This window comes from Pandoraea sp. NPDC090278 (genome assembly GCF_044772185.1).
Lineage (GTDB): Bacteria > Pseudomonadota > Gammaproteobacteria > Burkholderiales > Burkholderiaceae > Pandoraea.
The window spans coordinates 1-17,565 of record NZ_JBIVYJ010000002.1 but is presented as its reverse complement, the minus strand read 5'-3'; the positions used below and the strand labels follow the sequence as shown (position 1 = coordinate 17,565).

Here is a 17,565-nt window from a genome sequence, read left to right as displayed (position 1 = left end):
GGTTGCCGATCGACGGCAGTATAACGAGGATTATGACGTTTACGTAAACGTAAGACGTCTGGCGTAAACCCTGTCTGGTCTTCTGGCCGGACACCCCCCATATAAGCGACAGGTGCGGCATTGAGCCGCTTCCTTGTTTTAGGATTCCTCCCCAAAATGGCGGCATTGTGTCGCGATTATGTCGGCAACCGTACGCTTGTCGGTGCCTTCTGACACGGGGGTAACAACGTGTAACGGTGCGGGGCGAACGGGAACGTAGCGGGCAGAATGCTCACTAATGCGTTACCCGATGCGTGACAAAACCGTTATCGTCACCCCGGGCACATTCATAGCGTGCTGTGAGAGCACGCAGCAACAACAAAGCGACACGTAAGAAGGAGTCACTGTGAATCAACGAAACATCGCCAAATTCCTGCTGGTTTCCGCTTCGTTCCTGACCCTGGAAGTGAGCGTCGCCCGCGCCGATGAACTGGCGCGCGACAAGACGGCCGAACCTACCCCCATTACGCAGCAGCGCACCACCCAAACGCCGCAGCGTTACGAAGGCCCGCTCGACCAGCGCACGATCGACCCGCGAGAATTCCAGCGCCGATAATCCCATCGGCCCGATCCACCCGAATCGACCGCCGAACGGCTACGTCGGCGATCCATTCAGAACCCTCAGTCGTTGAAAGACACAGGGCGCAGCCGGAAGCGGCGGGCGCCTTTTTCTTGCCCTCTTTCTCGATTCTCATCTGCTGTAATCTCCCGTAACTGGCTATTTTTGACACCAACTTCCTGATAAGTGGGTTTATGCGCAATAATATTGCGCATAAATACCAAAAACAGGGAGGGGGTATGTCAAAGCTGGAACTGGACAAGATCGACCGGCGGATTCTCGCCTTGCTGCAAAGCAACGGGCGTCTTTCCAATCTCGAAATCGCCGAGCAGGTGCGGCTCTCGCCGAGCCCTTGCCTGCGTCGTATTCGTCGCCTTGAAGAGGCGGGCGTGATTCGCGGCTACGTCGCCTTGCTGGAGCCTACACGGCTTGGGCTTGGACTGCTGGCCTATGTGAACGTGCGACTCGACAAGCGTCACCCCGGCGACGGGGAGGGCGGTTCGGTGATCGAACATTTCCGCAGCGTCGTCGATTCGTGGTCGGAAGTCGTCGGCTGCTACGCGATGGCGGGCGACATGGATTATCTCCTGCGCGTGCATGTGCGCGATATGGCGCATTTCTCGCGCTTCATGCAGACCCAACTGCTAGTGCACCCGAGCGTGGTGGACGTCAAAACCAGCTTCGTGCTCGATCAGTTGAAGGAAACGACGGCGCTGCCGTTGCCCTGAACTGCGTTCGACGAACGAAAGAAAAAAACCCGGCCGAGGCCGGGTTTTTTCATGGGCGACGCCGAAGCGTCAGGCCGGGATTCAGGCGGCGCGCTGATTCGGCAGCAGTGCACCGACCAGACGACGCGCGTTGCGCAGCTGACGCTTGAGCGCGTAATCGAACGCGGCGATCTGATCCTGCATCATTTCCGAGAGCATCGACTGCGTGTCGGCCGGGGGCAGGCTCAGGTAGCCGTCTGCCTCACCGTAGGCGAAGTTGATCTCCATGCCAGCCTTCTTCGCAATGCGCATCATGCGGGCGTTGCGCGAGAGGCAGTGCATGTACAACGTGTCGACGCGCTTGTTACGGCAATGGATCGCGGCGCGCTCGAACAGACGCGAGCCGATGCCCAGGCCACGGGCCGATTCGAGCACCGAGACGCCGAACTCCGCGACACGGCCGTTCTTGCCTTCCGGCAGTTGGGCGACGTGAGCGACGGCGACGAGCGCGAGATTGTCGTCATAGACGCCAAACACGCTGTCACGGGAGAAATCGAGGCTGGCGACGTAGCGCGTGATGATGTCGTCGGAGACGGCCTGACCGAAGCGCAGCAGGCGATCTTCTTCGCCGAGCGCCAGGAAATGGCGCTGGAGTCGATGGATGTCGCCGGACGTCAGCTCACGAATCAGCACGCTCGACCGCTCGTTGGCGGCAACCGTCGCGCGTGCGACGTCGGGCGTGTGGTTCGGGGCAGTCATGGCGTAATCCTTGGGTAATCTTTAGTGCGTCCACCTGATTGTGCGACGCAAAAGAATTATACCCGAAGGGCTAGGTAAAAACCCTAGGAAATTAAGTCCAGACCGTGGAGGGAAGTGTCTAAGTCTCTGAAGAATGGCGTCTTTTCTGGATTTCACACCGGGTGACTCCTCTATAAGAGTTGCTGCGCGGCAACAAAAAAGGGCGAAAATTCGCCCTTTTTGCGTAAGTGATCACTAACTCTGATTATGACTTCGCGGGCATCGCCGGGGCCGGAATGGCGGCTTCGATGCCGTCGGGCAACGGGGCCGCGAGGCCATGTTCGAGCACCGCAATGACTTCGTTGGCGAAGTCGCGATAACGCATGCGGCCGCCCGGCTTGAGCCACGTGAAGGTCCAGTTGATCATGCCGAACAGCATCATCGTCAGCGCGGTCTGATTGTGCTTGGCGACTCGGTCGGGGAACGCGCGCGTGAGTTGGCGCGCAAACGCGGCGACCACGTCGCGTTGACGGTTGAGCACGATCTCGCGTTGCTCGTCGTTCAGGAACTTGACGTCGTTGAGCAGGGCGATGTGACGCGTCTGCGACGTCTCGTACTCGTCGAGGAACGCACGGATCAGTTCGTGGAAGGTGTCACGCTCCGACAGACCGCGACGCTGGCCGAGCGCCTCGACCTCGGTGACGATCAGCATCAGGCGCTTGGTGTAGCGCTCAAGCAGATCGAAGAGGATGGCGTCCTTGCTGGCATAGTAGTGATACAGCCGGGCCTTGGACGTGCCGCAGGCGGCGGCCAGTTCGGACATCGACGTGCTCGGATAGCTCGCGCGGGCAAAGGCGTCGGCGGCGACGTCGAGAATCTGTTCGCGCTGCGATTCGTGATCGGGCGCTTTGGTACGTGCCATAAACGGGGGTTACTCCAGTCGTAAATCGCACGCGGCGGCGGCCGTGGTGTCACCGCGTAACGCGAGTCGGCCTGCCGCACCGAGTTCGCGGCAGCGCCACAAAAGAAAACTGTCGGTGGCGAAAAAACCTTCGACGCGCGGCATCATTTCACCGAGAAATGCCGCCATCGGTGTCCAGGTCACCGGGGCGCGGTTCAGAATCTGATCGTCGATCTCGGCGAACGTCGCGCCTTCGAACGTGTTGTGCACCCAGCGACGGACCTGCGTATTCACTTGCTTGAGCGCCCGCCATTCCAGCGACAGACGGCCAATGCGCAGCAGCGAAATCGGGGCAATGCGAACGAAGCGCTCGGCTAGCACCTCCGGGGCATACATGCCGACGCTGGTGCGGCGGTTGGCGTCGCTCCCGCTTACCGCACCTGTCAGGTCGCTGCCACGCAGCACGATCTCGTTCAGGCGGGCGGGCGTGCCGCGCAGCATGAAGGCCACGCGACGCAGCGTCAACTGATCGGACGCGCTGTCGCCGTGCCAGCACACCACCGCGTTGTCGCCTTCGACGAGGCGTTGCAGCGACGCCAGTTCCTCACGCAGCTCTCCGGCGTAGTCGCGACCGGCCGACGGGATGACGCGTTGCCAGAAAGCGGCACGCTGGCGTTCGTTCTCGTCGATCTCACGCAACGGGCCGATGGCCAGATCGTCGCGCAGAACCAGGACAGGGTCGGCGCGTTGCGCTTGCGCCATCGCCGCACGCAATTGCTGCGCGGCGATATCGCCACAGACGACATGGATGGTATTCATGCCCGGTAGTTTACGGTATTCCCGCTACCTCGGGTTGACGCTCCCGTAATGCCAGGAATAATCGACGCATTGGCGGGATTTCACGCAAGTTTCGCTCGCGTTGCCGTCGCGTTCGCACGCGACGGCAAACAGGCGTTCGATTAACGCTCGTCGTAGCTGACCACGACGCGCTCCGTGAGCGGACGCGCCTGACACGTCAGCACAAAGCCCTGTTCGACTTCGTAGTCTTCGAGCGTGTAGTTCTTTTCCATGGCGACTTCGCCTTCGAGCACCTTGGCGCGGCAGGTGCAGCACACGCCGCCCTTGCAGGCGTACGGCAGCGACAGACCGGCGGCGAGACCCGTATCCAGAATGCTCTGACCTTCATACGGCTGACGCAGGCGACGTTCCTTGCCGTCCATCACGACGACCAGCTCGGCCATCGGCGTGTCGTCGGTGATGACGACCGGCTTGACGCCCGCTTGCGGCGAGGGCACACCGAAACGCTCGACGTGGATCTTTTCCTTGGCGACACCGGCGGCGGCGAGGGCGGCTTCGGCGGCGTCCATCATCGGGCCGGGGCCGCAGATGAAGGCTTCGTCGATGCTCGCGGCCGGAATGAGCGTCTCCAGGAACGCGCTGCACTTGTCCTGATTGAGCAGACCGTTGAACAGTTCGACTTCCTGTGCTTCGTCCGACAGCACGTGATACAGACGCAGACGGCCCAGATAAGTGTTCTTCAGGTCTTCGAGCGACTCGGCGAACATGATCGCGGGCACCGAGCGGTTGCCGTAGACGAGCGTGAACTGGCTGTCCGGCTCCGTGGCGAGCGTGGTCTTGATGAGCGCCAGCATCGGCGTGATGCCCGAGCCACCGGCGAAGCCGACGTAATGCTTGGCGTTGGTGGCCGACAGACGCGTGAAGAAACGGCCGTCCGGCGTCATCACGTCGAGTTGCTGTCCCGGCTTGAGCTGATCGTTCGCGAAGTTCGAGAACTTGCCGCCGGGCACGCGCTTAATGCCCACGCGCAGTTCGCCCGTGGCTTCGTATTCGGGAACGCCTACGCAGATCGAGTAGGAGCGACGGGCTTCTTCACCGTCGATCTCGGTCTTGAGCGTGAGGAACTGGCCTTGCGTGAAGCGATAGGCGTCGCGCAGCGTGTCCGGCACCGTGAAGGCGATGGAGATGGCGTCGGCGGTTTCGGGCCGGATTTCGCGAATCGTCAGCGAATGGAATTGCGGGGTCGTCATTGTCAGCTTCCCAATTGGGTCAAACGCGGGGTCAACGCGAGGTCAATCTGGCCAATCAATATGGCTTGAAGTAGTCGAACGGCTCTTGGCACGTGCGGCAAACGTAATGCGCCTTGCAGGCGGTCGATCCGAAGGCGGAGACGACTTCGGTATGCGTCGAGCCGCAGTGCGGGCACGGCACGCCGTCTTTCGGACGGCCGTAGAACGTGATCTTGCGCGGCGCGTCGGCCGACACGGCTTGCGCCCCTGTGGGCGGCGCAATGCCGTAGCCGCGTAGCTTTTCACGGGCTTCCGGGCTGATCCAGTCCGTCGTCCACGCGGGGGCGAGCACGGTCTTGACGTGCCACGGGCCGAGGCCTGCGCGCGTCATGGCCGCAGCGATGTCCTCGGCGATCTGCTGCATCGCCGGGCAACCCGAGTACGTGGGTGTAATCACGATCTCGAACGCCGCGCGGCCTTCGTCGTTCGTCACGACGCGCACATCGCGCAGAATGCCGAGCTCCCGAATCGACACGACCGGAATCTCCGGATCGGGCACGGCTTCGAGCGTTTGCCAGGCGAGCGGCAGCGACGCCTCCGAGGCCGGCGTGAGCACGTCAGGCGCAACGGGAGGGGTGAGCGGCAGATTCGTCATCGCGTCGGCAAACAGGTTCGTCGTAGGCATGATGTGCGCGCGTGGCTTACCAGGTGGCGCCGGGATGCTGCCGGGCCAGACCCTGCATCTCGCCGAGCAGATAGCTCATGTGCTCGGAGTGATGGCCGAACTTGCCCGTGCTCTCGAACGCACCGCCGACCGGGGCGGTAAGCGTCGCTTCCGCGAGGGCGTCGCCCACGACGGCTTGCCATGCGTCCTTCAGATCGGCCATCGTCACGCCGGTACCGGTAGCGGCGACCGTGTCTTCGAGCGCGTCGCGCTTGAAGATCTCGTTCATGTACGGCACGAGATAGTCGAGCGCGGCCTGTGCGCGACGATGCGATTCTTCCGTGCCGTCGCCGAAGCGCACGAGCCAGTCGCGTGCGTGGTGCAGGTGGTAGTGCGCCTCCTTGACCGACTTGGCGGCGATGGCGGCGAGCGTTTCGTCTGCCGATTGCGCGAGTGCTTGCCACACTTCGACCATCAGGGCCGAGTAGAGGAAGTTGCGCACGATGGTGACGGCGTAATCGCGCTCGGCGGCCGTGGTACCGGCGGTCGGGCCGTAGTGGGGCAGCTCGACGAGCGTCCAGTTACGGAAGGCGAATTCGTCGCGCCAGAAGGCGTAGTCGTCTTCCTGCTTCGCAAAGCCGGTGAGTTCGGTTTCGAGCTGGGCGGCGTGCTGATACAGCATGCGTGCTTGGCCGATGAGATCGAGGCTCAGGTTGGTGAGCGCGATGTCTTCTTCCAGCACGGGGCCGTGACCACACCATTCCGCGTTGCGCTGACCGAGGATCAGCGCGTTGTCGGCGAGGCGCAGCAGATAGGACAGGTGTTCCTGCGTCGGTTTCATGTTCTGGGGTCTCGCTTGGGGCGCGCCATTGACGTGCGTTTCGTCACGTCGGCGCGCAGCCGCTTACATGTGGTTCACTTCTTCCGGCAGCTGGTAGAAGGTCGGGTGACGGTAGATCTTGTCGGCGGCCGGATCGAACAGCTCGGCCTTGTCTTCCGGTGCCGAGGCCGTGATGGCGACCGACGGCACGACCCAGATGCTCACGCCTTCCTGACGGCGCGTGTAGACGTCGCGCGCCATGCGCAGCGCCATCTCGGCGTCGGCGGCGTGCAGGCTGCCGCTGTGCTTGTGTTCGAGGCCCATCTTGCTGCGCACGAACACTTCCCAGAGGGGCCATTCCTTGTTGCTTGCTTGCGTCATGATCGTTCCTGATGTCTTGTGAGGGCGGCGCGCTCTTGCAACCGCTTATGCAGCTTGCTTATGCCGCTTGCTTCTCGGCGCGCTGGCGCTGTTTCGCGGCGTGGGCGAGGGCGGCATCGCGCACCCAGGCGCCTTTCTCGTGGGCGGCCACGCGGGTGCCGACACGTTCCTTGTTGCACGGGCCGTCACCGCCGACCACGCGCCAGAATTCGCTCCAGTCGATCTCGCCGTAGTCGTGCGCCTTGCGGTCTTCGTTCCACTTCAGATCCGGGTCGGGGAAGCTCACGCCGAGCACCTTGGCCTGTTCGATGGCGGCATCGACGAACTTCTGACGCAGGTCGTCGTTCGAGATGCGCTTGATGCCCCACTTCATGGTTTGGGTGCTGTGGATGGATTCCTTGTCGCTCGGGCCGAACATCATCAGCACCGGCCACCACCAGCGGTTCACGGCTTCTTGCACCATGTCGCGCTGGGATTGCGTGCCGCTCATCATGGCGAGCAGGGCGTCGAAGCCCTGACGCTGGTGGAACGACTCTTCCTTACAGACGCGGATCATGGCGCGCGCGTACGGACCGTACGAGCAGCGGCACAGGGGCACCTGGTTCATGATGGCGGCGCCATCGACGAGCCAGCCGATCACACCGACGTCGGCCCACGTGAGGGTCGGGTAATTGAAGATGCTGGAGTACTTGGCCTTGCCCGAGTGCAGGGCGTCGATCATCTGGTCGCGCGACGTGCCGAGCGTTTCGGCGGCGGAATAGAGATAGAGACCGTGACCGGCTTCGTCCTGAACTTTGGCGAGCAGGATGGCTTTGCGCTTGAGGCTGGGCGCGCGCGAGATCCAGTTGCCTTCCGGCAGCATGCCGACGACTTCCGAGTGCGCGTGCTGCGAGATCTGGCGAACGAGCGTCTTGCGATACTCGGCAGGCATGTAGTCCTGCGGCTCGATCTTCTGGTCGGCGGCGACGCGTGCGTCGAAGCGAGCTTGCTGCGTCTGCTCGGCCTCGCTCAGGGCTTGCACGCCCTTGGGGCTGTTGCCGGCCAGATCGATGGCTTGCGTATACATAGAGGAAGGCCTCCGCGGCATGTGGGGATATGGAACGCATTATAAACCGACCGGCCGGTCGGTCAATAAATGTTTTCCATTAGGCCGGGGAGGTGATTGGGGGCGACGATTCACTGTAGCCATTCATGCGAAGAAGCGCTGCCTATACTGAACTCCACTTACTTTTGAAGAACACGCTCCATGTCGAATCAATTCAGCAACTACATGCGCTCTCAAGTCTCGGTTCTGGCCGGAGGTGCTTCAGTGCCACGAGAGGTTTTGATGCAGGGGGTGCGGGCAGGCCTCGAGTGGGCCGTTCCGTCGTTTTTTGCGGTCATCGGCATTGCTTGCTTTGGTGAGCACTTGCCATCGCATTATCTGAATGGCGCCGTCTCCGAGGGCATTGGCCCGGCGCTGTGGAACGTTGTTGGTACCTTCGGCACGGTGCTCTTCGGGTTCGGTTTGATGTTTCCAGGCGTCCGGTGCATGACAAGTGCTGCGCGTGGGGCGCTTAATGGCACCTACGGCATTGGCAATCTGATGTTTGGCCTCTTGGCGGGCCTGCTTGTCACAAGCTTCCCTGAGGCTGCCGCCAAGGTCGAATTTTGGCGAGCGTTGGCGATGGCCGTTGGCGGAATTCTCTTGCTTTCACTGGCGTTGGCGTTGAATTTCGCGGTTTGGTGCTTGGGGGCCATGATGGCACCGAACGACGGCGATGGTGCATTTCTGCGTCGAGTGAAGCGAATGCACTGGCTTTCCAGACTGATTTTGTCCCTGCTCTTCATTGCCACGCCGCTGCTCTTCCTGCTCGCAGAGAAATGACGAGTTGGCGCCAGCCAGCCGAACGTCAGTCGAGTTTTCCCGAGTTTGTAGCTGGAAGACTCGACTTCGTCATCATTGCTCACCCCTGCGGCTGCCCGAAATTCTCGCGGTATTGCTGCGGCGACACGCCGAAGCGGCGCTGGAAGACCTTGCGCATGTTGTGCGGGTCGCCGAAGCCGCATTCCCAGGCAACCGTCTTGAGCGGCGCGTTGCCGTTCTCGAGCATCACGCGTGCGGCGTCGACACGGGCGGCGCTCACGAAGTCGGCGGGCGTCACACCCGCGTCGCGTGCGAATACCCGGGAGAAGTTGCGCACGCTCATCTTCGCCACTGCCGCCAGATCGCCGACCGACAACGGCTCGGCCAGATGCTCCAGCACGTAATGCTGAACCTGCGCGACGGGAGAGTTCGGCTCGGCGTAGGGCGTCAGGTACGGGCTGAACTGCGACTGACCACCCGCGCGCTGGGTGAAGACGACCAGCCGCTTCGCCACGTTCAGCGCCACCTCCTGCCCGTGATCCTGCGCCAGCAGATGCAACGACAGATCGATCCCGGCCGTCACACCCGCCGAGGTGTACAAGCTCCCGTCCTGAATGAACAGCCGGTCGACTTCGATGTTCGCGCCGGGGGCACGCTCGGCCAGCACGTCGACGTCGTTCCAGTGCGTGGTCACGCGCTTGCCGTCGAGCAGGCCCGCCGCCGCCAGGATCAGCGCGCCGTTGCAGATCGAGCCGTAGCGTCGTGCGCGCGGGACCATGTCGTTCAGCCAGCGATAGACATTCGGCCCGAGATCGTCCGTCAGCAGCGACGGACCGCCCGCCACAAGCAGCAGATCGACGTGTCCGCCGACGTCCTGATAGTGACGTCGCGGCAGCAACGCCATGCCGTTCGAGCAGGCAATGGCCCCATGCTGCGTGCCGATGACCTCCGTCTGATACTGATCGCCGGGCAGCAGGAAGCGATTGGCTTCGGCGAAGACGTCCAGCGGGCCGCTTACATCGAGCGATTGCACGCCGGGAAACACCAGCAGGGTGACGTTACGGATCATGGCGATTCGGTGGAAGACGGTTCAGGTTGGCGGATTAGCGATGGCTAAGCGGCGGCTACGCGACGGAGAAACACTGGCGTTGATGCGACCCATTTTGGCAGAAAGCGGCCCATAGGGAAGATGTCGGCCGGACGCTGGCACGAAGATGCCGCTGGTTGGCCTGATCGTCCCGCTCGCGTTGCCCGGCGCGGCGTAGCAGCGATTCGAGAATGCTCTCAGCGACGGCAACCCCGTCGCATGCCCCCAGAACAACCACATCCACCGAGAGGTATTCGATGTCGAATCAAGTGACTTCCGCCGCCGTCCGTTACCCGGACGAAGCCTCACTGGCCGAGCGCGTCGGCCCCGCGTTCTCCGTCGCCGGAATGCTCGCCGCCCGCAACAAGACCCGCGCCGCGATTCGCGATATCGCAGCGAACGTGCGTCCCGGCATGGTCGAGGAAGACGCCGTCGTCATGGCCAAGGGCGTGCTGACTTCTGCCGGACTCGAACTGAGCTGGCACCCGACGCGCGTTCGCTTCGGCAAAAACACGCTGAAGCCGATGCGCCAGCCGTCCGAGCCGGGTGTCGTGCTCGGCGAGAACGATCTCTTCTTCATCGACATCGCACCGCGCTTCGAAGCGTGGGAAGGCGACGGCGGTGCGAGCTTCGTCGTCGGTCAACATGACGAATTCGAGCGCTGCGCCCGCGACGCAGAGGCGCTGTTTCACGACGTCCGTCAGAAGTGGCAGCGCGAAGGGTCGACCGGACAGGCGCTCTATGCCTACGCCGACGACGTCGCGCGCCGTATGGGCTGGACGCTGAACTTCGACCTGCCCGGGCACCGCGTCTCGGACTTCCCTCACGCCGCGATTCACACCGGCTCGCTGGCGGACTTCGAGACGACGCCGTCGGCCATGCGATGGATTCTGGAAATCCACCTGCGTGATCCGCAGCAGCGTTTCGGTGCGTTCTTCGAAGACATGCTGCTTGAGGACGCCTATTACTAAGCGCGTCGGCGGATGCCGCTGTCGCGTACGCGCCACGCGTAGCGACGGCGGTGCATGGTCCGTCCTATGCGAGTGAAACTTGTTTGCTATACTGCGAACGATTCTCATTTGCAAAACGGTGCCTGAGCCTTACGGCCACACCTGGCCCGGGGACAGGAGGGGCGTATGCCCGCCGACGACACGCTGCAGCGCGACACTTCGCTGAACACGCTGCAGGGACTCTACAACGATCATCACGGCTGGCTTCATGGCTGGCTGCATCGCAAGACCGGCTGCTCGCATCGCGCGGCCGATCTCGCGCATGACACTTTCGTTCGTCTGCTGGAGCGCGATCCGCCACGCCTGCTGGCGTCGCCGCGCGCGTTCCTGACGACCGTCGCGCAGCGCGTCCTCTATAACTACTGGCGACGCGAGCAGATCGAACGCGCCTATCTCGACGCCCTGGCGCAACAACCCGAAGCCCTTGCCCCGTCTCCCGAAGAGCGGGCTATCGTGCTGGAGACGCTGCTCGAAATCGACCGCTGTCTCGACGGTCTGCCGCCTCTCGTCAAGCGCGCCTTCCTGCTGGCGCAACTGGACGGCCTCACGCATCCCGAAATCGCCGCCGAACTCGGCATTTCACTGGCGACGGTGAAACGTCACCTCGTTCGCGCGGGCACGCAGTGTTTCTTCGCGATGGGGACGGTATGACGCGATCCGCGACGTTCGACACGACGATTGCCCAGCAAGCCGTCGAATGGTGGGTGACGCTGCAAAACACCGACGCTACCGAGACGCTGCGCGCCGCGTGCGCGCGCTGGCGGGCCGCCAATCCGGAGCATGACCGCGCGTGGCTTCACATCGAGAACGCCGACCGGCGCATGCGTCATGTGTCGGGCACGTTGGGGGCGGCCGTTGCGCAGGCGGCGCTGCGCGCACCTCGCTCGCGCGGACGCCGTATGGCGGTGAAGGCCGTCGTCGGTGCGCTGTTCGTCGGCACCGGCGCGTGGGTCGCCAGTGATCCGATGGCGGTGCAATGGCTGCGCGCCGATGCGCGCACCGGGGCGGGCGAGCGACGCACACTGCGTCTGGCCGACGGCACGACGCTCGTCCTCAATACCCGCAGCGCCGTGCGTTTGTCGATGGACGGCGACGTGCGACGCATCGGCCTCGTCGAAGGCGAAATCATGGTGACGACCGGCAAGGACGTGGCGCATGTGCCTCCCCGGCCGTTGATCGTCGCCACGGCACACGGCACGCTCCAACCGCTGGGAACGCGTTTCGTCGCGCGTCAGATCGATGGTGGTAGTGACGCTTCCGTCCAAGTTTTCGAAGGCGCCGTGCGCGTGACACCGCAAGGCGCACCCTCAGATGACAAAGCGAGCGTGCGAATCGTCCACGCGGGCGAACAGGCGACGTTCAGCGCACGGGGCGTCGAGGCGACCTTGCCACTTGCGGATGGCGACGGCGCATGGGCCGACGGCATGCTCGTCGCCGTCGACATGCGGCTCGACACGTTCCTCGCCGAACTGTCCCGCTATCGACGCGGCTATCTGCGGTGCGATCCGACGGTGGCGTCGCTGCGCGTCTCCGGTACGTATCCGCTGGCCGATATCGACGCCATTCTCGGCGTGCTGCCGCACGCATTGCCGGTATCGGTGTCGTCCGTCACGCGGTACTGGGTGACGGTCGGACCTCGCGGATGAGCGGTCGGATGCACTACGCCTGAGCACCCGTCGGCGGACGTCCCGCCATTTTTTTCAAATTTCTTTACGGTCAGTGAGCTGATTTGCCGGTCTCGCGTGACAAGGGAAGTGAAACCTTCTTTCCATTGCCTGAACGAGATCTCACATCATGGCCGTTGCTTCACCTGCTTTCCCTGAACTGCCGCGCTCTTCTGCCGGATTGCGTCGACGCCGCGTCTGCGCTGGTGTCGCGCTGACGTTTGCGTCGTTCGCTTCGACGTTTGGCGCGGGCGTCGCCCATGCGCAGACGCCCGATCAGGCGCCCGCGACGGCCAAAGTCGCTGCCGCTGCACGGGCTTATGACATCCCGGCGGGGTCGCTCGATGCCGTGCTCACACGCTTCGGACGCGAAGCGGGCATCTTGCTGACGTACACGCCTGCCCTGACGGCAGGGCGTCAGAGCCCCGGCGTGCAAGGCCGCTTCGATGTGCCGGGGGCGTTCGGTCAGATGCTGGCGGGCACCGGACTGACGGCGTCGCCACAGGGGGCCGGTTACACGCTCGTGCCGCAGGCAGCCCCGGCGGCCGCGACGCTGGCTGCCGGTGGCGGCTCGGGTGATGTGGCACTGCCGACGACGCACGTGCAGGGTCAGGCGTGGTCCGATGCCTACCGTCTGCCGGTGGACGCGAACGTCACACGCTCGGACACCCCGATCCTCGACATCCCCCAGGCCATTAACGTGGTGCCGCGTCAGGTGCTGGCTGACCAGCGCGCCCGCACGCTGGACGACGCGCTGATCAATGTCAGCGGCATCGTGCAGGGCAATACGCTGGCGAGTACGCAGGACACGCTGCTCAAGCGCGGCTTCGGCGGCAACCGAGACGGCTCGATCATGCACAATGGTATGCCGCTCGTGCAGGGTCGCGGGCTGAATGCGAACGCGGATTCGGTCGAAGTGCTCAAGGGGCCGACGTCGCTGCTCTACGGGATCATGGACCCCGGTGGTGTGATCAACGTGGTGAGCAAGCGTCCCCTGCTCAAGCCGTACACCGCAGTGAGCGTGGCGGGCACGACGTATGGGCACGGTAAGAACGGCGTCGAGGAGACGCTCGATACGACCGGTCCGATCGGTGATTCAGGGCTGGCTTACCGGCTGGTTGTCGATCAGAACAATCAGCAGTACTGGCGCGTCTTCGGTTCGCAGCGCGAGACGCTCGTCGCCCCGACGCTCGCCTATTACGGACGCGATACGCAGGTCGTCGCCTCCTACGAGTACCGTAATTTTCTGACGCCGTTCGACCGTGGCACCGCGCTGGACCCGAAGACTAACCGGCCGCTGGCGATTTCCACGCGGGAGCGTCTGGATGACGTCCACAACGAAATGGCCGGGCAGTCGCATCTGGCGCAGATCACCGTCGACCATCAGTTCAATCCGGACTGGAAGGCGCACTTCGGCTACAGCTACAACACCGAGACGTACGACGCGGGGCAGTTGCGCATTACCGGCGTGAATTCCACGACCGGGATCGTCTCGCGCAGTAACGACGGTACGCTCGGCTCGGACAGCACCGATAGCTTCGGTACCGCGTATCTCGACGGCAAGGTGATGCTCGCCGGGATGCGTCACGACCTGCAATTCGGCGGCGATTGGGAGTATCGACGCATCTATCGGCGCGATCTGCTGCGTCAGGCCGCGAAGTGCACGTTCTCTTATCTGAATCCGGTGTACGGCTGCGAGGTGATCCCGACTACGGTGTCCGCCGCCGATAGCGATCAGACCGATACGCTGCATGACGCGTCACTGTTCTTCCAGGACGCCATCCATCTGACCGATCGCTGGATTGTCGTCGGCGGTGTGCGGTTGCTGACGTATAGCCAGATCGCAGGCAAGGGACGACCGTTCAAGGAAAATACGAACATCAGCGACTCGAAGTGGCTGCCGCGTGCGGGTGTCGTCTACAAGGCACGGGAGTATCTGTCGTTCTACGGCAGCTATTCCGAGTCGCTCAAGCCGACGTCCACCATCGCGCCGTTGTCGACCGGCGTGGTCATCGACTCGAACGTTGCGCCTGAGCACGCGAAGTCGTATGAGGTCGGGGCGAAACTCGACATGCCGAACGGGCTGAGCGGCAACCTCGCGGTGTTCAATATCGACAAGCGCAACGTGCTGGTGTCGCAGGCGGTGCCCGGGAGCAGCACGCTGGACTGGCGCACGTCCGGGGCGGCGCGCTCGCGGGGCGTCGAGCTGGATGTGTCGGGACGCATCGGGCAGCGCTGGAACGTGATCGCGAGCTACGCGTTCATTGACGCGAAGATCACCGACGATCCGGTGTACACCGGCAACACGCTGGTCAATGCGGCCCGACATACGGCGTCGCTGGCCGGGGTGTATGACTGGGGCCCCGTGTTGGGCGATGGGAGCGGCAATCTTCGGCTTGGGGCCGTGGGTCGGTACATTGGGTCGCGTCCGGGCGATTCGGCGAACAGCTTTACGCTGCCTGCGTACTTCGTCGCCGATGTGTTCGCGACGTACGACACGAAGATCGGACGACATCCCGTCCACTATCAGCTCAACGTGAAGAACGTGTTCAACAAGACGTACTACCCTTCGAGCGTCAGCCAGACGGTCGTGGCCATCGGCGACGCACGCTCCGCGACGTTGTCGGCGACGTTCGAGTTCTGATCGACGGCGCAGGCTCGCTCTTCGTCGTCTCTATATAGAGAAACCGCCGCACCCGGGAGACCGGGGCGGCGGTTTTGCTTTTGGGGAGGGTCAGGTGGGTGGGGGCGGTCCATTCAGGCGGCTTGTTGTACCGCCTGATGTTGTGGCGTTGGTAGTGCCGTCGACCGGCGAGGCGTTCGTATCGGCGCGGCGTCGATGCAGGGATGCCGCGCGAGGGTGATGGCCGTGCGAATGGCGCGACGCAGGTGTCACGTTGCTCATGCCCAGAACATCGGCGAGGCGCAACGGGTGGATGAGTGTTGCGGATCAGAGCAAGTCGTCGCTCGGGAGCAGCGTGAACGCGCCAGCGACAGCGTTTCGTCCGAAGGTCGCATAGGGTTCTACGTCGAAGATGCGCGGCTTGCCGTTCTCCTCGCCGACCCAGCGAAGTGCGGGCATTGTTGGTGGCGTCGGCGTGGGCGGCGCTGTGCCCGGCGGTGCCAGTTCGACACGGAAGCTGCTGCGTGGTGACGTCGCCCGGTCGAAGATCCGCGCCATGCGCTCGGCGAATTCGGCGCTATGGATGACGATCGCCAGTTCGGTGTTCAGCCGTACCGAGCGAGGGTCGAGGTTGAACGAGCCGAGGACGACGTCGCGCCGGTCGATGACGTATGCCTTGCCATGCAGGCTAGCCTTCGAAGACCCGCCAAACGTGACGCGGCGCGTGGGGCGCTCGCCGTCGTCGGAACGGATCGGCTTGAACTCGTACAGTTCGATACCCGCTTGCAGCAGGGCCGGACGATAGCGCGCGTATCCCGCGTGGACGGGGACGACGTCGGTCGCCGCCAGCGAGTTCGTCAGCACGCGGACTTTGACGCCGCGTTGCGCCAGCGTCGACAGGAACCGGACGCCGCCGTCCAGCGGCACGAAGTAGGGCGAGATGATCAGCACCTCGCTTTGCGCCTTCGCGGCGAGCTGGCGGAGTTTGTCGGCTGGGGCGCTCTGGGTTTCGGTGGCGGGGGCGTCGAGTTTGTCCGGGGTGTCGGCGGCGAGTTCGGCGGGTGCCCAGAAGAGCGGAACGGAGCCGTCGCGCAATCCGGCGGCGAGGGGCGGCTGGTTCAGGGCTTCGTGCCCGGCGGGGACGTTGTCGGCGTCGTGCCAGTGTTGGGCGAGGGCGTCGCGCGTAGCGTCCAGCGTCTCCTTGTCGATCTTCGACTGGACTTGCTTGAGGGGGTAGGACTGCGGGCTCGTCCAGAAGTGGTCGAAGCTACGGGAGATGGCGTCGACCACGGGTCCGGCGCACAACAGGTCGAAGTCACGGAAGGAGAGGTCGGGATTGGCGTCGAAGTATTCGTCTCCCAGATTGCGGCCGCCGACGATCGCTAGTTGGTTGTCCGCGATCAGCGCCTTGTTATGCATGCGGCGGTTGAGCTGGTCGAACTGAGTGAGGAGGTTGCCCGCCCGTTCGAGTAGCGTGGTGTCACGGGTGCCGAATGGATTGAAGACCCGGATCTCGATGTTGCGATGCTGGTCCAGCGCGGCGAAGGCCGGGTCGGTGTGGCGACGGTTGATGTCGTCGACCAGCATGCGCACGCGCACGCCGCGGTCGGCGGCGTAGATCAGCGACTGGAGCAGCAGACGGCCGGTGACGTCCTCGCCCGCGCTGTAGTACTGCACGTCGAGACTGTGCTGGGCAGATTGAACGAGCGCGAGACGCGTGGTGAAGGCGGCGGACCCCGTCGCGAGTAACTGGAAGCCGGATTGGCCCGAATGCGTGCGAATGGCGGGGGCTAGGGCGGTGGCCAGTTCACCCGGCGTACCGGCTGGCGTGTGGGACGTCCACTGCGACGGTTCCGGCGGCGGACGTACCGACGTGCATGCCCCGGCCAGGATGGCGAGCGGAATGAGCATCCCGATGCGCCAACGGCGAACCGGCTGGACGACGCAAGACAGAAGGGCGTGCGTTAGGAACATCTCAAACGCTCTTATATAGAGGTAGGGGGCAGACTTCGACGCAGGCCTCGCCTTTCCATATAGGGAAGCTTCCAGGAAGCATATGCGATTTCATTCGTTGCGTCGCCGGGGCCGGGCCGGATACAGTGAATCCGTCTCCTCCATGTGTCCTGTCCCATGGATCTTGGCCCGCTCACGACGCGGGCCTTTTTTTGCCCTTTTCAAATTATTTTCACAAAGTGCTTGCCAGGGTTCCGGGTTTTCACTAATATTCCGTCTCTCGCAACGACAGCGACGCAGCGAAAGCAGCGAAGCGGTTGAAGCGACGGGCTGGAAAGCCCGGTGGTTAGTGGTTTTGGAGCTTGTGAGTCGCTACGGCGACGAACGAAGAAAGCGAAAAAAACTGTTGACGACGACGAGAAGCTGCGACATAATCTCACTTCTCTGCTGCTGATGCAGCGACGCAGAAAACGAAGCGACGGCGCGGTAATTAAGCGACGAAGTGAAGTCAGATGCGATTGATCTTTAAAAATTAAACAACCGATA

At 63.3% G+C, this 17,565-nt stretch carries 17 protein-coding genes; 7 read left to right on the top strand and 10 right to left on the bottom strand.

What is annotated here, in order from left to right:
- The first annotated feature begins 385 nt into the window (after positions 1 to 385).
- Together ACIQWO_RS08545 and ACIQWO_RS08540 are read left to right on the top strand one after the other, a co-directional pair.
- A complete protein-coding gene (locus ACIQWO_RS08545; protein ID WP_039393813.1) occupies positions 386 to 595 on the top strand; it encodes a hypothetical protein in 210 nt (69 codons plus the stop codon).
- A 242-nt stretch (positions 596 to 837) separates the two neighbouring features.
- Positions 838 to 1,326, top strand: coding sequence for an Lrp/AsnC family transcriptional regulator (locus ACIQWO_RS08540; protein WP_150662005.1), 489 nt, complete (start codon positions 838 to 840; stop codon positions 1,324 to 1,326).
- An 81-nt stretch (positions 1,327 to 1,407) separates the two neighbouring features.
- Here the strand turns inward: ACIQWO_RS08540 and ACIQWO_RS08535 are convergent, their stop codons facing one another.
- The 8 genes from ACIQWO_RS08535 to paaA all read right to left on the bottom strand — a co-directional run bounded on the left by ACIQWO_RS08535 (position 1,408) and on the right by paaA (position 7,902).
- Positions 1,408 to 2,064, bottom strand: coding sequence for a GNAT family N-acetyltransferase (locus tag ACIQWO_RS08535; protein ID WP_039393809.1), 657 nt, complete (start codon positions 2,062 to 2,064; stop codon positions 1,408 to 1,410).
- 244 nt (positions 2,065 to 2,308) lie between these two features.
- A complete protein-coding gene (locus ACIQWO_RS08530) occupies positions 2,309 to 2,965 on the bottom strand; it encodes a TetR/AcrR family transcriptional regulator (protein ID WP_150662004.1) in 657 nt (218 codons plus the stop codon).
- A 9-nt stretch (positions 2,966 to 2,974) separates the two neighbouring features.
- Entirely contained in the window at positions 2,975 to 3,763 is a 789-nt protein-coding gene (locus ACIQWO_RS08525) for a DUF1835 domain-containing protein (RefSeq protein WP_402821973.1), read from the bottom strand.
- Between the two features lie 140 nt (positions 3,764 to 3,903).
- Positions 3,904 to 4,992: a 1,2-phenylacetyl-CoA epoxidase subunit PaaE gene (paaE, locus tag ACIQWO_RS08520; RefSeq protein ID WP_150663557.1), complete on the bottom strand. Its 1,089-nt coding sequence runs from the start codon at positions 4,990 to 4,992 to the stop codon at positions 3,904 to 3,906.
- 55 nt (positions 4,993 to 5,047) lie between these two features.
- Positions 5,048 to 5,656 (bottom strand): 1,2-phenylacetyl-CoA epoxidase subunit PaaD, encoded by a 609-nt coding sequence (gene paaD, locus ACIQWO_RS08515; protein WP_150663556.1) that lies wholly within the window; start codon positions 5,654 to 5,656, stop codon positions 5,048 to 5,050.
- 16 nt (positions 5,657 to 5,672) lie between these two features.
- The gene (gene paaC / locus ACIQWO_RS08510) at positions 5,673 to 6,476 is read right to left on the bottom strand and encodes a 1,2-phenylacetyl-CoA epoxidase subunit PaaC (protein WP_402821968.1); all 804 of its coding nucleotides are present in this window, start codon (positions 6,474 to 6,476) and stop codon (positions 5,673 to 5,675) included.
- A gap of 63 nt (positions 6,477 to 6,539) precedes the next feature.
- Positions 6,540 to 6,836, bottom strand: coding sequence for a 1,2-phenylacetyl-CoA epoxidase subunit PaaB (gene paaB, locus ACIQWO_RS08505; RefSeq protein ID WP_039393802.1), 297 nt, complete (start codon positions 6,834 to 6,836; stop codon positions 6,540 to 6,542).
- 58 nt (positions 6,837 to 6,894) lie between these two features.
- Complete coding sequence (gene paaA / locus ACIQWO_RS08500) at positions 6,895 to 7,902, bottom strand: 1,2-phenylacetyl-CoA epoxidase subunit PaaA (RefSeq protein WP_402821964.1); 1,008 nt, start codon at positions 7,900 to 7,902, stop codon at positions 6,895 to 6,897.
- Positions 7,903 to 8,082: 180 nt separating this feature from the next.
- Here paaA and ACIQWO_RS08495 point away from each other — a divergent pair, with 180 nt between their 5' ends.
- Positions 8,083 to 8,703 carry a hypothetical protein gene (locus ACIQWO_RS08495; RefSeq protein ID WP_402821961.1) on the top strand — a complete coding sequence of 207 codons (621 nt, stop codon included), beginning with the start codon at positions 8,083 to 8,085 and terminating at the stop codon, positions 8,701 to 8,703.
- A 79-nt stretch (positions 8,704 to 8,782) separates the two neighbouring features.
- Here the strand turns inward: ACIQWO_RS08495 and ACIQWO_RS08490 are convergent, their stop codons facing one another.
- Positions 8,783 to 9,751 carry a GlxA family transcriptional regulator gene (locus ACIQWO_RS08490; RefSeq protein WP_402821958.1) on the bottom strand — a complete coding sequence of 323 codons (969 nt, stop codon included), beginning with the start codon at positions 9,749 to 9,751 and terminating at the stop codon, positions 8,783 to 8,785.
- A gap of 275 nt (positions 9,752 to 10,026) precedes the next feature.
- Between ACIQWO_RS08490 and ACIQWO_RS08485 the strand changes: the two genes are divergently transcribed.
- From ACIQWO_RS08485 to ACIQWO_RS08470, 4 genes are all read left to right on the top strand, one after another.
- Positions 10,027 to 10,740 carry a M24 family metallopeptidase gene (locus ACIQWO_RS08485; protein WP_402821955.1) on the top strand — a complete coding sequence of 238 codons (714 nt, stop codon included), beginning with the start codon at positions 10,027 to 10,029 and terminating at the stop codon, positions 10,738 to 10,740.
- Between the two features lie 165 nt (positions 10,741 to 10,905).
- A complete protein-coding gene (locus tag ACIQWO_RS08480; protein ID WP_402821952.1) occupies positions 10,906 to 11,430 on the top strand; it encodes a sigma-70 family RNA polymerase sigma factor in 525 nt (174 codons plus the stop codon).
- The gene (locus ACIQWO_RS08475; RefSeq protein ID WP_402821949.1) at positions 11,427 to 12,425 is read left to right on the top strand and encodes a FecR domain-containing protein; all 999 of its coding nucleotides are present in this window, start codon (positions 11,427 to 11,429) and stop codon (positions 12,423 to 12,425) included. Before ACIQWO_RS08480 ends, ACIQWO_RS08475 begins: the two co-directional genes overlap by 4 nt.
- A 148-nt stretch (positions 12,426 to 12,573) precedes the next feature.
- The gene (locus ACIQWO_RS08470; protein WP_402821946.1) at positions 12,574 to 15,087 is read left to right on the top strand and encodes a TonB-dependent siderophore receptor; all 2,514 of its coding nucleotides are present in this window, start codon (positions 12,574 to 12,576) and stop codon (positions 15,085 to 15,087) included.
- A gap of 306 nt (positions 15,088 to 15,393) precedes the next feature.
- On the opposite strand, the gene ACIQWO_RS08465 is transcribed toward ACIQWO_RS08470, so the two are convergent.
- Positions 15,394 to 16,977, bottom strand: coding sequence for a phosphatidylserine/phosphatidylglycerophosphate/cardiolipin synthase family protein (locus ACIQWO_RS08465; protein WP_402821943.1), 1,584 nt, complete (start codon positions 16,975 to 16,977; stop codon positions 15,394 to 15,396).
- Positions 16,978 to 17,565: the final 588 nt, after the last annotated feature.

Bases quoted from the DNA above. Each gene is read 5' to 3' on its own strand.
- paaA (WP_402821964.1), bottom strand. From the start codon at position 7,902: ATGTATACGCAAGCCATCGATCTGGCCGGCAACAGCCCCAAGGGCGTG.
- paaB (WP_039393802.1), bottom strand. From the start codon at position 6,836: ATGACGCAAGCAAGCAACAAGGAATGGCCCCTCTGGGAAGTGTTCGTG.
- paaC (WP_402821968.1), bottom strand. From the start codon at position 6,476: ATGAAACCGACGCAGGAACACCTGTCCTATCTGCTGCGCCTCGCCGAC.
- ACIQWO_RS08535 (WP_039393809.1), bottom strand. From the start codon at position 2,064: ATGACTGCCCCGAACCACACGCCCGACGTCGCACGCGCGACGGTTGCC.
- ACIQWO_RS08475 (WP_402821949.1), top strand. From the start codon at position 11,427: ATGACGCGATCCGCGACGTTCGACACGACGATTGCCCAGCAAGCCGTC.
- ACIQWO_RS08470 (WP_402821946.1), top strand. From the start codon at position 12,574: ATGGCCGTTGCTTCACCTGCTTTCCCTGAACTGCCGCGCTCTTCTGCC.
- ACIQWO_RS08540 (WP_150662005.1), top strand. From the start codon at position 838: ATGTCAAAGCTGGAACTGGACAAGATCGACCGGCGGATTCTCGCCTTG.
- ACIQWO_RS08490 (WP_402821958.1), bottom strand. From the start codon at position 9,751: ATGATCCGTAACGTCACCCTGCTGGTGTTTCCCGGCGTGCAATCGCTC.
- ACIQWO_RS08465 (WP_402821943.1), bottom strand. From the start codon at position 16,977: ATGCTCATTCCGCTCGCCATCCTGGCCGGGGCATGCACGTCGGTACGT.
- ACIQWO_RS08480 (WP_402821952.1), top strand. From the start codon at position 10,906: ATGCCCGCCGACGACACGCTGCAGCGCGACACTTCGCTGAACACGCTG.
- paaD (WP_150663556.1), bottom strand. From the start codon at position 5,656: ATGCCTACGACGAACCTGTTTGCCGACGCGATGACGAATCTGCCGCTC.
- ACIQWO_RS08525 (WP_402821973.1), bottom strand. From the start codon at position 3,763: ATGAATACCATCCATGTCGTCTGTGGCGATATCGCCGCGCAGCAATTG.
- ACIQWO_RS08530 (WP_150662004.1), bottom strand. From the start codon at position 2,965: ATGGCACGTACCAAAGCGCCCGATCACGAATCGCAGCGCGAACAGATT.
- ACIQWO_RS08485 (WP_402821955.1), top strand. From the start codon at position 10,027: ATGTCGAATCAAGTGACTTCCGCCGCCGTCCGTTACCCGGACGAAGCC.
- ACIQWO_RS08495 (WP_402821961.1), top strand. From the start codon at position 8,083: ATGTCGAATCAATTCAGCAACTACATGCGCTCTCAAGTCTCGGTTCTG.
- paaE (WP_150663557.1), bottom strand. From the start codon at position 4,992: ATGACGACCCCGCAATTCCATTCGCTGACGATTCGCGAAATCCGGCCC.